This is a genomic window from Anaerofustis sp., from assembly GCF_019420015.1.
In the GTDB taxonomy this organism is placed as follows: Bacteria; Bacillota; Clostridia; order Eubacteriales; family Anaerofustaceae; genus Anaerofustis.
This window is the reverse complement of record NZ_JAHZIA010000005.1, coordinates 1-13,939: the sequence shown is the minus strand read 5'-3', so window position 1 is coordinate 13,939 and position 13,939 is coordinate 1. Positions and strand designations below refer to the sequence as shown.

General features: G+C 34.2%; 13 protein-coding genes and 2 tRNA genes. 11 read left to right on the top strand and 4 right to left on the bottom strand.

Annotated features, from left to right (window positions below):
• Positions 1–10: 10 nt before the first annotated feature.
• Positions 11–955, bottom strand: coding sequence for an ATP-binding protein (locus tag QZ357_RS00775; RefSeq protein ID WP_290770736.1), 945 nt, complete (start codon positions 953–955; stop codon positions 11–13).
• A 3-nt stretch (positions 956–958) separates the two neighbouring features.
• Entirely contained in the window at positions 959–1,960 is a 1,002-nt protein-coding gene (locus QZ357_RS00770) for a DnaD domain protein (protein ID WP_290770735.1), read from the bottom strand.
• Positions 1,961–2,052: 92 nt separating this feature from the next.
• On the opposite strand from QZ357_RS00770, the gene QZ357_RS00765 reads away from it, so the two are divergent.
• From QZ357_RS00765 to QZ357_RS00715, 11 genes are all read left to right on the top strand, one after another.
• Positions 2,053–3,006, top strand: a complete 954-nt coding sequence (locus QZ357_RS00765; protein WP_290770734.1) for an OB-fold nucleic acid binding domain-containing protein — start codon at positions 2,053–2,055, stop codon at positions 3,004–3,006.
• 2 nt (positions 3,007–3,008) lie between these two features.
• Positions 3,009–3,602, top strand: coding sequence for a hypothetical protein (locus tag QZ357_RS00760; RefSeq protein ID WP_290770732.1), 594 nt, complete (start codon positions 3,009–3,011; stop codon positions 3,600–3,602).
• A gap of 228 nt (positions 3,603–3,830) precedes the next feature.
• Positions 3,831–5,207 (top strand): tRNA uridine-5-carboxymethylaminomethyl(34) synthesis GTPase MnmE, encoded by a 1,377-nt coding sequence (gene mnmE, locus QZ357_RS00755; RefSeq protein WP_290770730.1) that lies wholly within the window; start codon positions 3,831–3,833, stop codon positions 5,205–5,207.
• 8 nt (positions 5,208–5,215) lie between these two features.
• A complete protein-coding gene (gene mnmG / locus QZ357_RS00750; RefSeq protein ID WP_290770728.1) occupies positions 5,216–7,093 on the top strand; it encodes a tRNA uridine-5-carboxymethylaminomethyl(34) synthesis enzyme MnmG in 1,878 nt (625 codons plus the stop codon).
• A gap of 10 nt (positions 7,094–7,103) precedes the next feature.
• Positions 7,104–7,886, top strand: coding sequence for a ParB/RepB/Spo0J family partition protein (locus tag QZ357_RS00745; RefSeq protein WP_290770726.1), 783 nt, complete (start codon positions 7,104–7,106; stop codon positions 7,884–7,886).
• 300 nt (positions 7,887–8,186) lie between these two features.
• The gene (locus tag QZ357_RS00740) at positions 8,187–9,131 is read left to right on the top strand and encodes a sugar-binding transcriptional regulator (RefSeq protein WP_290770724.1); all 945 of its coding nucleotides are present in this window, start codon (positions 8,187–8,189) and stop codon (positions 9,129–9,131) included.
• 20 nt (positions 9,132–9,151) lie between these two features.
• Entirely contained in the window at positions 9,152–9,598 is a 447-nt protein-coding gene (locus QZ357_RS00735) for a transcriptional regulator GutM (protein WP_290770720.1), read from the top strand.
• Between the two features lie 69 nt (positions 9,599–9,667).
• Entirely contained in the window at positions 9,668–10,192 is a 525-nt protein-coding gene (locus tag QZ357_RS00730; protein WP_290770718.1) for a PTS glucitol/sorbitol transporter subunit IIC, read from the top strand.
• A gap of 15 nt (positions 10,193–10,207) precedes the next feature.
• Positions 10,208–11,197, top strand: coding sequence for a PTS glucitol/sorbitol transporter subunit IIB (locus QZ357_RS00725; RefSeq protein ID WP_290770715.1), 990 nt, complete (start codon positions 10,208–10,210; stop codon positions 11,195–11,197).
• 55 nt (positions 11,198–11,252) lie between these two features.
• Positions 11,253–11,624 carry a PTS glucitol/sorbitol transporter subunit IIA gene (locus tag QZ357_RS00720; RefSeq protein ID WP_290770713.1) on the top strand — a complete coding sequence of 124 codons (372 nt, stop codon included), beginning with the start codon at positions 11,253–11,255 and terminating at the stop codon, positions 11,622–11,624.
• Entirely contained in the window at positions 11,624–12,922 is a 1,299-nt protein-coding gene (locus QZ357_RS00715; protein ID WP_290770711.1) for an SAF domain-containing protein, read from the top strand. Before QZ357_RS00720 ends, QZ357_RS00715 begins: the two co-directional genes overlap by 1 nt.
• A 757-nt stretch (positions 12,923–13,679) precedes the next feature.
• On the opposite strand, the gene QZ357_RS00710 is transcribed toward QZ357_RS00715, so the two are convergent.
• Both QZ357_RS00710 and QZ357_RS00705 read right to left on the bottom strand, forming a co-directional pair.
• Positions 13,680–13,769 (bottom strand) — tRNA-Leu (locus tag QZ357_RS00710).
• Between the two features lie 33 nt (positions 13,770–13,802).
• Positions 13,803–13,876, bottom strand: a tRNA-Cys gene (locus tag QZ357_RS00705).
• Positions 13,877–13,939 lie beyond the last annotated feature (63 nt).

Genomic DNA, 13,939 nt, shown 5'->3' with positions numbered 1-13,939 from the left:
CAGTAAAAAATTACTTATTTTTTCGGATTTTATTTTTTATTCTTACATCATAACCATAAAATTTTAAATATTTAAAATTACTCGATATTCTTGAATATATTCTGGATTCATATTGTTTTCCTATTTCACTCATGGTTAAATTGCTTGTGATAATCATTTTTTTGTTATAAGTAATCCTATAATCCAAAAGTTTTAAAATTTCATTGCTTACATAATCGCTTTTTGTTTCGATTCCCATGTCATCCAAAATTAATAAATCCGTATTTAAAATATTTTGTTTCTTTTCTTCAAAAGAAGGGTCTGAAAAGTTTTTTATTGTGTCTTCAAATTCTTTTGCGGTAAGATAAATTATGTTATACCCTTTGCTTAACAGTACTTTGCCTGTTGCTGCGGCCAAAAAGGATTTGCCGCTTCCCACTGTACCGGACATAAATAGTCCTATATTATCATTATTGTCATTAAATTCATTTATAAACTGTAAAGACTGTTGTTTATTCTTTAAAATATTTTGCCTTGGAGTAATTTTATATTTGTTTTCGTCATCATCAAATAAATCTTCGTTAAAATCACTGAAGCTTCCGTCTTTGAATAAAATACTGTTTTTGTTTTTTCTTTTTGAAAGATATTTTTTTAGGCAATTACACATTTCGCTATTCACATATCCTGTGTCTTTGCATATTTCGCAGTCGTATTTTAAACTTAGATAATCTTCTTTGAATCCCAGTTTTTTCAGTTCCTTTTGCAGCTTTTCGTTTAATTCTTTATTTTTGTTTTTAAATTCTTCACTTGATACATTTTTCATACAAGAATAAAGTCCGTAAGAGTTTATTTCGTTAATAATGTTTTTTATTGACGGGTACTCTTTGCTCATTTTATCTATTTTGCTGCTTAACTCTTTTTCTTTTAATATTCTTTTATTATTGAAATTACTTATACTGATTTCTCTATCTTCCATTTTTTATTCTCCATTCATAATTCTTTCGATTTCTTCTTCGCTGTAATATTCATAATCAAGTTCGCTTTGAATGGTTTCTTTTTTTGTGCTGTTTTGTGTTTTTGCATATTTATTTGATGTAGGTTTTGTATCCTTATTAGTATTTATATACATGTTGTATATTACTCTGTCGACGTATTTAAAGCTTGGTTTGTTGGTTGATATGGTTTCATCGCAGGCTCTTAAGATTTGTTCCATACTAAGTTTGTATTCGTCAATCCATTTGTCGACCATTGTTTCTTCAGGCTTTGTAATGAATGAGCCTCTTGTGTTTAACCCCAAGTATTTGAATATTTGTTGATATTCCTGATATCTTTTATCGCTTTTGTTAAATTCCATCACTGCTTCGTCAAAAGTTTTAATTCCTTTTGAATGGAAATCCATTGCGACTGCATTCCAGTACTTTCTTTGTTTTATTTTCCTTTTTACAAGGCAGGTGTTGACAATCAATTTAACCGTTTCTGCGCTGAAAGAATACTCTTCCATCCAGTCTGAGAACATTTCCATTTCTTGGTGCGATATAGGTCTTCCAAGTCCACCGTCTTCTTGCGTAGCCTCAAATTCAGCACTTAAATCGTCAAATAGATTTTGTTTTTTTGTGTTATATTCTATTGTTTCCGAATAAGATCCGTTCTTCTTGAATTTTTCCGGAGTAAATATCATAGTAGATATATTTTTGTATTGTATTACGTAATTTCTTTTATCCGTATGCATAAAGGTAATTACCTGTTTTTCGTGCCAGTATTTGAATGCTTTTACAACATCTGCTTCGCTCATTCCCAGAGTGTTTGCGATTTTTCTGTTTGAAGGCATATTGTCTATTGCATTTTGTGTGCATTTAAGCCCATACAGGTAAACTTTGACATAATCTCCTCTTGCCATAGGCATAAAGTGGTTTATAAACATATTTTCAATTACCGTTACGCCTATATCATCATTATTGTTTATAAATTCAAATCTGTTCATTAAAAATTCTCCAAAATAAAGTAAAACAATTATAGCATAATTTGTAACTTTAGTGTAGAATATATATTGTATTTTATTTTAAGAGGTATAAAATGATTAATGAACTTAAAGTTTCCGATAAGGTGTTTGATAACTTTATACTTAAAAGTGTAATGCTCAGAAAAACCAGAGCCGGAAAAGATTATTTGGATATAATTCTTAAGGATAAAAGCGGAGAGATTCCCGCAAAGTTGTGGAATGTTTCGCCGGAAATAAAAGATGAGTTTGAAGCCGGCTGTACCGTTAAGGTAAGCGGAGAGGTTGACAGTTTCGGTTCCAATCCACAGGTAAAAATAGATTCAATGGAAAAGGTCATTTTGAATGACGATGAGATGGCAAAGCTTGTTGAAAGTGCACCTATGGGGTCAGATGAAATGTTTAATTTCGTAACTGAAACAATCAGTGCCATGGAAAACAGTGATATTAAAACCATCACCGAAGTGTTGGTTGATAAGTACAAAGATAAGTTTAAGGTGTATCCTGCGGCAAAATCTTTTCATCATGCGATGAAAGGGGGGCTTATGTATCATACATATACGATGTTGAAAAACGCAAAAAAACTAACGGATACTTATACATTCTTAAACAAAGATTTGGTGTTTGCAGGTGTTATTTTGCATGATATATGTAAGACCGAGGAAATGGAATGTAATGATATAGGAGTTGTGGAATCATATACCACTGACGGACAACTCCTTGGGCATATAATTCAGTGTATTTGTGAAATAGATAATGTAAGCAGAAGACTTGAAATAAAAAGTGAGGTTCCTCTTCTTCTCAAGCATATGGTACTTTCTCATCATTATCATCCGGAATTTGGTTCCCCAAAGTATCCTATGATACCGGAGGCGGAGTTGCTTCATTATTTGGATATAGTCGATTCAAGAATGAATCAAATGGAAACGGCTTTTAAAGGAACAAAAGAAAATGAGTTTTCAAGCAGAGTCAGAATGCTCGATAACAGAAATATATATCATTATACATTGGAAAACAAGGAGGAAGAGTAAAAATGAAAGGTGAACAATTGGCAGCTTTGTTTATTGTTTTTTTGATAGGATATTTTGCAATGTTTGTCATAAAATATTTAGGGTTTAAGAAAAACAACAAACAGCTTGGCAAAATGATATACAAAGCTCCGGTGGGAACAAAAAATACTGACTTTTTACAGCAGCTTTTGTATTTGGTTTTAATAATTGCCGGAATTATAATCATTGATTTATTAAAACTTTTAAATGCCACAATATTTTTTTACGGTATAGGTTTGATAGGTGTATACTTTGGATTTGCAACATATTCTCTTTTTATGTGTGTATTAGGCGGAAGGGGTATGTATGAGCATGGTGTTCGTTCTATGACCGGTGCGTTGTTATATGAAAACATGAAGTCTTACTCTATACATACAAGAAAGAAGAATAAAGGGCTTTCTTTAAAAATTGAACCTGCTTCTGGTATGTTCAATTCAACACAAATAATGTTTATAGATTTTGACGATAAAGAAGAAGTTGATAGGATTGCCAGACTTAATGTAGGTAAAGAAAGAGGAAAATCGGCTTATTCTTATACCACACCAAGAAAGAAAAAAAGAGGTAAAAGAAGAAAATAATCATTTGATTTTTATTTAAAAACTTTCGTAAAACGAAAGTTTTTTTATTTTTAATATTTGATTTTAGATTATAAAAAAATTAGAGTTACATTTATATTTTGTCGAATAAAACAAAAAACAGTTCTTTTCCAAAAGAATATAGAATTTTAAAATTCATTATGATATAATTTAAAAGTTATACGGGAAATATTTATAAATTTTAGGAAATATTTTACACGGGAGAAATATATGTTTAAAGAAGATACTATTGCGGCAATTGCAACTCCTTCGGGATATGGAGGGGTTTCCATAATCAGAATAAGCGGGAATGATGCATTTACCGTTATTGATAAAATATTTAAAATGAGTAAAAGCTCTATCTTTGATGTAGAAAGAAATACGATAAATTACGGACACATAGTGGATAACGCAACAAATGAGATTATAGATGAAGTCTTGGTGTCGAAGATGTGCGCTCCCCATTCTTTTACGGCAGAGGATGTAATTGAGATAAATTGTCACGGAGGAATGAGTGTGACAAAGGATGTTCTTGATTTGGTTTTAAAAAACGGGGCAAGGCTTGCGGAAGCGGGAGAGTTTACAAAAAGGGCTTTCTTAAACGGAAGAATTGATTTGGTACAGGCTGAAGCCGTGAGTGATTTGATAACTGCAAAAACCTCGTCGTTTGCAAAAAACGCAATGAATTCCTTAAGGGGGGATTTATCTGAAAAAATAGACGAGATAAAGGCAGATATAACCAATATGCTTGCAAGGCTTGAAGTGACGATACAGTATCCCGAATATGACGAAGAGGATTTGACTGATAATGAAATAATATCTCTTGTAAAAAATATGATTTTCAAATTAAAGAAGATTATTTCTACTTTTGAAAAAGGAGAAATAATGAAAGACGGCGTTAAGGTTGCGATAATAGGAAAGCCGAACGTAGGAAAATCTCAGCTTTTGAATGCAGTTATAAACGAGAATAAGGCTATCGTTACGGATGAAGCCGGAACCACAAGGGATATTGTAGACGAAGTGGTGAACATAAAAGGAATCCCCGTTAAATTCATAGATACGGCGGGTATAAGAAATGCGGACAGTAAAGTCGAAAAAATCGGAATAGACAAGTCTATTTCTATGCTTGATGAAAGTAATATTATTTTGTTTTGCATAGATGCTTCAAGGGCTTTGGATGAGGAGGATTTTGATATAATAAGAATGCTTCCTGAGAACAAAGGTATTTTGGTTGTACTGAACAAAACGGATTTGGATATAAATGAAGAAACTGTTAAAGCATTTGAAAATTATAAGACTGTAAAGATATCCGCACTTAAAAAAGAAGGTATAGAAAAGATAGAAAATAAAATATATTCACTTGCCAATTTGAACGATAACGATGAAATGGGAGATGTGTTGGTTAGCAATGTAAGGCATAAAAACCTGTTGCTTGGTGCTCTTGAAGATTTTAATCATGCGGTGGATATGGTAAATAGTGGGTTGGAAGTGGATTTGGTTGAAATTGATATAAACTCAGCACTGGACAAGCTGGGCAGTATTACCGGGGAAACCACAAGTGAAGATATCATAGATGAAATATTTAAAAATTTCTGTTTAGGAAAGTAGAGGATAGAATGGTTTTTTTAGCTGGAGAATATGATGTTATAGTTATAGGTGCAGGGCATGCAGGTTGTGAGGCTGCTCTTGCGAGTGCAAGGAAAGGAAGCAAGACTCTTCTTTTGACCCTTAATTTGGATGCGTTGGCTATGATGCCTTGCAACCCTTCAATCGGAGGTACAGGAAAAGGGCATCTAGTCAGAGAAATAGACGCCTTGGGCGGAGAAATGGGTAAAAATATAGATAAAACTTTTATTCAAAGTAAGACTTTAAATACGGCAAAAGGGGTCGCCGTTCAGTCTTTGAGAGCTCAGGCAGACAAAAAAAGATATCAGGAAGAGATGAAGCTCGTTATAGAAAATACAGATAATCTTGATTTGAAACAGCAAGAGGCCGTGGAAATATTGGCAGATAATGGTAAAGTTTGCGGTATTGTTACGCACACCGGTGCCGTTTATAATGCAAAGGCTGTCGTTATATGTTCTGGAACGTATTTAAAAGGGAGAATAATCATAGGGGATGTGAGTTATTCAGGCGGTCCGAACGGGATATTTGCGGCAAATAAGTTGAGTGAAAGTTTAAAAGAATTGGGATTTAAACTTTTGAGATTGAAAACGGGGACACCTGCCCGTGTCAATAAAAGAAGTATAGATTTTTCAAAAATGGAAGAACAGTACGGAGATAGAGAAATAACTCCGTTTTCCTTTGAAAATGAAGATAAGAAACTTGACTATGAAGATCAGCCTTGTTATCTTGCTTATACGAATGAAAAAACACATGAAGTAATAAGAGAAAATTTGCACCGTTCGCCTTTGTACAGCGGCAACATAACGGGAATAGGACCGAGATATTGCCCGAGTATAGAGGACAAGATAGTACGGTTTGCGGATAAGGAAAGACATCAGCTCTTTGTTGAGCCTGAAGGGCTTAATACAAATGAAATGTATCTTCAGGGGATGAGTTCATCTCTTCCTGAGGATGTTCAAATTAAGTTTTTGAGAACTATAAAAGGGCTTGAAAATGTTGAGATAATGAGAGTTGCTTATGCCATAGAATATGATGCAGTCGAGCCTACTCAAATAGGTTTGTCTTTGGAGAGTAAGGTGTTATCGGGGCTTTTTACCGCAGGACAGATAAACGGTACAAGCGGTTATGAGGAGGCTGCGGCTCAAGGACTTATCGCCGGCATAAATGCCTGTAATTATGTACAGGGGAAAAAGCCTTTGATTCTGGACAGAGCCAGCAGTTATATAGGTGTATTGATTGATGATATTACTACAAAAGGCACAAAAGAACCGTACAGAATGTTTACGTCAAGAGTTGAATATCGATTGCTCTTAAGGCAGGATAATGCTGACTTGAGACTTACTCCTTATGGCTATGAGCAAGGACTTATAAGTGAGGAAAGATATGAGAGATTAGTTGAGTATAAGAATGTTGTTGATGCTGAGAAAGAAAGGCTTAAGAAAATAAAAATAAATCCCAGCAAAGAAAACAACGAAAAGCTTGAAAGTATCGGTACAACTCCTTTAAGGAACGGAAGTACTGTATTTGACTTGATAAAAAGACCGGGGCTTACATATAATGACACTTCTGTTTTTGATCCAAACAGACCTAAGATTGGGAAAAGGGCAATTGAGCAGATTGAAATTCAGATCAAATATGAAGATTATATATTGAAACAACAGGCGAGCATAGATAAATTTAAGTCTATGGAAAAAAAGATATTGCCTGAGGATATTGATTATAACGAGATTAAAAACTTAAGGTTGGAAGCAAGGCAGAAGCTGGAAGATATAAGACCTAAGAATTTGGGGCAGGCTTCCAGAATTTCCGGGGTTTCACCTGCGGATATAAATGTTCTTTTGATAGAGCTTGCAAAAAATAAAAATTAGGGGGAGCATTGTGGCAAACGTAAAAAAAGTTAAAGAAATCGATTTATCACTTATCAGTGCAAACAAAGATCAGCCCAGAAAGTATTTTGATGAGGAAAGTATAAAAGAATTGGCGGAGTCGATAAGAAGTTTGGGTATAATTCAGCCTATTACCGTAAGACAAACAGGGTTTAATTCATACGAGGTTGTAAGCGGAGAGAGGCGTTTAAGAGCTTCCAAGATAGCAGGGCTTAAAAAAATTCCTTGTATAGTCGTTTCTGTCAACAGTGAAGAAAATGATCTTATAGCTCTTATAGAAAATATTCAAAGAGAAAATTTGAATTTTTATGAAGAGGCATTGAGTTATAAGAAAATAATGAATGAATACAGCATAAGTCAAGAAGAGCTTTCCAAGAGAGTAGGGAAAAAACAATCAACCATTTCAAACCTTGTAAGGCTTTTAAATCTTGATGATGAGGTGTTAAAAATAATTATAGAAAATAATCTTACTCAGCGTCATGCGAGATGCCTTCTTTCTCTTCCCGATACGAAAATGAGAATTAAAGCGGCGAAAGAAATGGCGAAAAAGGATTTAAATGTAAAGAACTCGGAGCTTTTGGTTGAAAGATTGAAACAGGAAGTGGTAATTAATTCTTCCAAAACAAATGTAAAAAATATATTTAATTACAAAATATATACAAATACCATAAAACAGGCATATAAAAGTATCTTTAATACAGGGCTTGATTGTGATTACAAAGAAAAGGATTATGATGACAGAATCGAAGTTGTAATAACAATTCCGAAAAAATAAGAAAACACATGGATTAATTTTCCCATGTGTTTTTTTTATTTCGCAATAATTTCAAAATTACAATAATAAATTTCATTATAATGAGTCTTGTGTATTTATATAAAGTTTCTTTTTGAAATGTAAACAGGTCCCGGTATTTTATTAGATAAAATTATTGAATTAAATTAAAATAACGGTTGACTTTTTATATGTAATGATATATCATAAAAGCATAAAGAGAACAAAATTTCAATCATTGAACAAATGTAAAAATAATAAATACAGAAATAAATTTCAGTAAAGAAAGGAGGATATAATTTCATGAAAAAAGTCTTTGACGATACCAGATTAATGGTTAAAGTATGTGACCTTTACTACAATAATGATTTGAGACAGGAAGAAATCGCAAAGAAATTGGAAATATCCAGAGCTACGATATCCAGAATACTCAAAAATGCAAAAAACGAAGGGATTGTTAAAATTGAAGTAATCAATCCTTTAAGCAATGATTATTTTAAACTGGAAAAGGCGTTGGAAGAAAAGTTCGGACTTAATGAAGTTATTATAGCTCCTGATGAAAGTGATGTTTCTTATCAAAAAGAAGCTCTCGGTAAAATTTGTGCGACGTATCTGCAAAGGGTGTTGAAAGACGGTGAAGTTGTCGGACTTTCTATGGGTAAGACTGTAAAAACAATTGCTCCTTATATTCATCAGGAAAAACCCAGAAATATTTCATTTATTCCTCTTCTTGGAGGAATGGGGCAAGTCGGTATCGAATATCATTGCAATCAGATAGTAATTGATTTTACAAGAGCATTCGGTGGCAATTACCATTTGTTGCATGCTCCTGCCATGATACTTGATAATGAACTTATGAACAGTCTTAAAAATGATATCCATATAAAGCAAGTACTGGATTTGATGGATAATATGACCACCGCAATAGTCGGCATAGGTACTGCCGTTCCCGGTTCTACGATGATGGAAACAGGATATTATAAAGAAGAAGACTTGAAAGCTATGAAGGATATGGGCATTGTCGGAGATATATGTCTTCAGATGTATGATATTAACGGTAATACGGATTATTCTTACAATAAATATATTTTCGGGACTCCTTTGAACGATTTAAGGAATATAAAAAGAGTTATAGGCATAAGTGCCGGGATTGAGAAACTTGATGCTATATACGGAGCGATTAACGGAAAGCTTATAAATGTGTTGGTTACTGATTCGGTTACTGCGAAGTTATTGCTTGAAAAGTAAAGTTTTGAAAGGATTTTAATATGCTAAAAATATTTATAGTTGCGTTTGTTCTTATGGTGTTCAATTCGATACTTACATATAAACAGGCAAAGGATTTTACCGTAAATTTCAATCAAATGCGTAAGTACGGTAATATCAGCGTCGGAAAGGATAAACAATATTTTGTTTATGGAGTGATTTTGATTCTTGTTTGTGATAATCAGGGAATTATTGTAAGAGGGAAAATGATGAGGGGATTCAGTGTCTTTGAAAGATTTAAAGATTTTGACGAATTAAACGGATGTTCTGTTTATGATATAAAGGCAGAAGAAGAGATTAAAGTTTCAAAGATTAAAAGCAAAAAAAGAAGAGAGAAAGGAAGTGCTCTCCTTCAGGCGGTTAACGGTCTTATAAGTGTGATTGAAAATGTGAATATGAATACTGAAGATATTCAACAAGGCGAAATCGGAGGTGAGGTTATAGAATAATATGTATTTTGTTTGTATGTAAAGACATAAGTCTTTCATAATAAAAAATATTTAGAAAGGAGAATTTATATGGAATTCTTAACAAAACTTGCAGAAGGTTTTATCGGATTATTTAATGCAGGGGGCGAGCAGTTTATCGGTTGGGTAACAGGAATTATTCCGACTCTTATCGTTTTGATAACTGCGATTAACGCACTTATTAAAATTGTCGGCGAAGATAGGGTGGATAAATTTATGAAAGTTTTATCCAAAAGTTTTATCACAAGATATACTTTGATGCCTATTCTTGCGATGTTTTTCCTATGTAACCCTATGGCATACTCATTCGGACGTTTTCTTAAAGAGGAACATAAGGTTGCCTTCTATGATTCTACGGTTTCATTTTGTCACCCAATAACGGGATTATTCCCTCATGCAAATGCGGGCGAATTGTTTGTTTTCCTCGGTATTGCAGACGGGATTACAAAATTGAATCTAAGCACGACACCTTTGGCTTTACGATACTTTTTAGTAGGGGTGGTTGTAATATTAATCAGAGGCGTTGTTACTGAAAGAATTTATGCCGTTATGAGTAAGAAAAGTGTGAGTGCATAGAAAGGAGAAAGAAAAGTGAATAAATATAAAGCTGTAAAAATAGAAAAAGGACCTCAAGGTTGGGGTGGACCTTTGATAATAAAGCCTACGGAAAAGAAGAATAAGATTGCCAGCGTTACAGGTGGCGGAATACATCCTTTGGCTCAGTACATAGCTGATTTGACAGGGGGCGAAGCTGTCGATGCATTTTCTACAGGTGTTCCTGATGAAGAAATGGCTGTTGTTATAGTTGACTGTGGCGGTACTGCCAGATGCGGAGTCTATCCGAGAAAAGGCGTATATACAATTAATCTTAATGCTGTAGGTGCTGTAGGACCTTTGGCACAGTATATTAAAGAAGAAATATATGTTTCGGACGTAAAAGAGAAGAACGTCACATTGATGGAAGGTGAGATTCCTGAGGGTGTGGAGTTTAAGAAAGAAGAAAAAATTGACAGCGAACCAAGCAATAATAATCCTGAACCAAATCAGAAAGGGATGGTTGGCGTTATTGCAAGGATAGGTAAAGCTGTAGGTGGAGTAGTTAATAAATTCTTTGCTGCAGGACGTGATGCAATAGATACGACTATAAGAAACATTTTGCCTTTTATGGCATTTGTAAGTATGCTTCTCGGTATAATAACAGCATCCGGAATAGGAGATATAATAGCAAAGGCAATAAGTCCTCTTGCGGGATCTCTTCCAGGAATGATATTACTATCTGTTATTTGCGCCATTCCTTTTTTATCACCTGTACTTGGACCAGGAGCAGTTATTGCTCAAGTAGTAGGTGTATTGGTAGGTGCTGAAATAGCAAAGGGAACAATTCCACCAAGTTATGCTCTTCCTGCATTATTTGCAATAGATGCTCAGGTTGGTGCCGATTTTGTACCTGTAGGTTTATCTCTCGGAGAAGCAGAACCTTCAACTGTTGAAATAGGGGTTCCTGCAATGTTGTTCTCAAGACTTATTACCGGTCCTGTTGCGGTAATTATTGCATACTTCTGTTCATTTGGATTATATTAATTGAAAACAGGAAAAGAACATAATAAAAAAATTAACATAAGGGAAATACATAAATATGGACTATAAATCAAAAATAACCGGATTTGGCGATATGGCTTTAGACTTTTTAAATGAAAATATGCTTATTCTTTTTAATGAGGACGCACCTTTAGAGCTTGCGGAGCTATCCGTTCTTCATGAAAAACAGGAGATGGCAAACGATGTTTGTGTTGGGGATGTTATATCTCTTGGAAATGATGATTATATTGTTACTGCCATTGGAAGTGAAGCAAACGATACATTGAAAACTCTTGGGCATTGCTGCCTTGTATTCTCAGGAAAAGATGAAGTTGAACTTCCGGGACAAATTCAATTAAAAGGTGAAAAACTTCCTGATATAAAAAAGGAAGATTATATTAAAATCAAATTTCTAGGAGGAAACAGATAATGTTAAGAATGAATTATAAGCTCGCAGAGCTTGAAGAAAAAAATGCTCCTATTATGACCAGTATAATAGGAGCGGGACAAATGGGCAGGGGCATGACCAGTCAAATGATCAGGATGAAAGGTATGAAGCCCGCAATTGTTGCTGACATTAATATCGATAATGTCATTGCCGCATTTGAAAACTCTGGATTAACCAAAGATGACTATATTATAACAAATAAATTGAGCGAAGCCAATACATACTTGGAAAAAGGGAAATATATTGCAACAGAAAATTCAGAACTTGGTGCAAAAGCAAACCTTATTAGTGCTGCTGTTGATGCTACGGGGGTTCCTGAAGTAGGTGCAAAGGTTGCTATTGATGCAATCAATGAAGGAAAACATATTTGTATGCTTAACGTTGAAACCGATGTGGTTATTGGTCCTATGCTTAAGAAATTAGCCGACAATGCAGGCGTTATATATACCGGAAGTGCAGGGGATGAACCTGGCGCGGTAAAAGAATTATATGATTTTGCAACGGCTGCCGGATTTGATGTAAGGGTTATCGGTAAAGGTAAAAACAATGCAATAGATTTGGATGCAAATCCTACAACATTAGCTGAATATGCAGCTAAGAGAGGTGTTAGCCCTAAGATGCAAACGGCATTTACAGACGGAACAAAAACAATGGTTGAGCTTACTGCTATGGCTAATGCAACAGGTTTTATCCCTGATATCAGAGGAGGTCACGGACCTGAAGCTGAAGTAAAAGATTTGCCTAATTTATTCAGACCTACTGAAGAAGGCGGAATTCTTCAAAACGGATATGGAAAAGTAGAATGGGTAAACGGTATTGCTCCGGGCGTATTTGTAATTATTTCGAGCGATTTACCTTTTGTTAAACATGAAATGAATTACTTAAGTATGGGTGAAGGTCCTAACTGGGTATTGTACAGACCTTATCATTTATGTTCTTTGGAAACTCCTTTGACAGTTGCAAAAGCAGTTCTTGACAATACTTCAACATTAGTTCCTATGGACGGTGGTTTAGTTTGTGAAACTGTTGCTGTAGCGAAAAAAGATCTTAAAGCAGGGGATATGCTTGACGGTATCGGAGGCTATACAGTATATGGTACTGTTGATACTCATGAAAACATGTTAAAAGATAACGGAGTGCCTTTGGGGGTAATCACAAAAGGTACAAAACTCATCAAAGATGTAAAGAAAGGTCAAACAATAACATATGATATGGTAGAGCTTGATGAAAATTCTTTGATAGTACAACTCAGAAAATTACAAGACAGATTTTTTGGGTAGATATAAAAATTAAAATTGTTACGACTTTTAAAAAGCCCTTTTTTATAAAGGGCTTTTAGAGGTGTAAATAAATATGTTTAGATTTGTTTTGTATAAAAGCCTAAGTATTTTACTTAGGCTTTTATCTGTATTTTCTTGATTTAGATTTTTATAAAGGATTTAAGGGTTATTTTAAAATGATGATACTTTAGTATTGATGATTTTGTTTGGTATTATATTTAAAAGTTCATATCATATTTGCTGTGTGGTAACAATAATCTTTCTAATGACGTTAAAGGGTATTGGATAATGGCGATTAATTTTTATGCATTAGACAGGCTTTTTTGTTTTGTTTTCTGAGATAAGTAAATTAAGGTAGGATGAAGCGTGGTAATGTAAATGTATATAAAAAAATTGGGATATAGTATACTAAAGATTCGCAAGTTCTATAATTCTAAATATGATGTACTATAGGCGTTAAAAGCACTTGGAGAGATTATAATAGATTAAAAAAGGTTAATTGGATGTAAGATGTGAGAAGGAAAAGTATTTGTGAAAGTATATTATGTATTTAATATAAGGGAAATATAATTCTTATTATTTAGGGTGTATGTAACAAATACGGTATAGTTATGATTTTTGATAAAAGCTATGCTTTAAGTTTAAAAGTATAGGGGATAAGGATACACTATTTTGATTGAAGAAAATGGGGATATATAAATATGTATTATTTGTGGAAACAAAATAAAAAAAGACCCAAGGGTCTATCATAAAAGGATGGTGCCGAAGACCGGAATCGAACCGGTACGATCGTATAAGGATCGCAGGATTTTAAGTCCTGTGCGTCTGCCAGTTCCGCCACTTCGGCATAAAATCATTTCAATTGTCTTAATAAAAAAAATGGAGGCGGCACCCAGACTCGAACTGGGGATACGGGTGTTGCAGACCCTTGCCTTACCACTTGGCTATGCCGCCTAAAAAAAATGGAGCGAAAGACGAGATTCGAACTCGCGACCCTCGCCTTGGCAAGGCGATGCT

Excerpts from the sequence above, each read along its gene's own strand:
- QZ357_RS00775 (WP_290770736.1), bottom strand. The coding sequence starts at position 955 with ATGGAAGATAGAGAAATCAGTATAAGTAATTTCAATAATAAAAGAATA.
- QZ357_RS00770 (WP_290770735.1), bottom strand. The coding sequence starts at position 1,960 with ATGAACAGATTTGAATTTATAAACAATAATGATGATATAGGCGTAACG.
- QZ357_RS00765 (WP_290770734.1), top strand. The coding sequence starts at position 2,053 with ATGATTAATGAACTTAAAGTTTCCGATAAGGTGTTTGATAACTTTATA.
- QZ357_RS00760 (WP_290770732.1), top strand. The coding sequence starts at position 3,009 with ATGAAAGGTGAACAATTGGCAGCTTTGTTTATTGTTTTTTTGATAGGA.
- mnmE (WP_290770730.1), top strand. The coding sequence starts at position 3,831 with ATGTTTAAAGAAGATACTATTGCGGCAATTGCAACTCCTTCGGGATAT.
- mnmG (WP_290770728.1), top strand. The coding sequence starts at position 5,216 with ATGGTTTTTTTAGCTGGAGAATATGATGTTATAGTTATAGGTGCAGGG.
- QZ357_RS00740 (WP_290770724.1), top strand. The coding sequence starts at position 8,187 with ATGAAAAAAGTCTTTGACGATACCAGATTAATGGTTAAAGTATGTGAC.
- QZ357_RS00735 (WP_290770720.1), top strand. The coding sequence starts at position 9,152 with ATGCTAAAAATATTTATAGTTGCGTTTGTTCTTATGGTGTTCAATTCG.
- QZ357_RS00730 (WP_290770718.1), top strand. The coding sequence starts at position 9,668 with ATGGAATTCTTAACAAAACTTGCAGAAGGTTTTATCGGATTATTTAAT.
- QZ357_RS00720 (WP_290770713.1), top strand. The coding sequence starts at position 11,253 with ATGGACTATAAATCAAAAATAACCGGATTTGGCGATATGGCTTTAGAC.
- QZ357_RS00715 (WP_290770711.1), top strand. The coding sequence starts at position 11,624 with ATGTTAAGAATGAATTATAAGCTCGCAGAGCTTGAAGAAAAAAATGCT.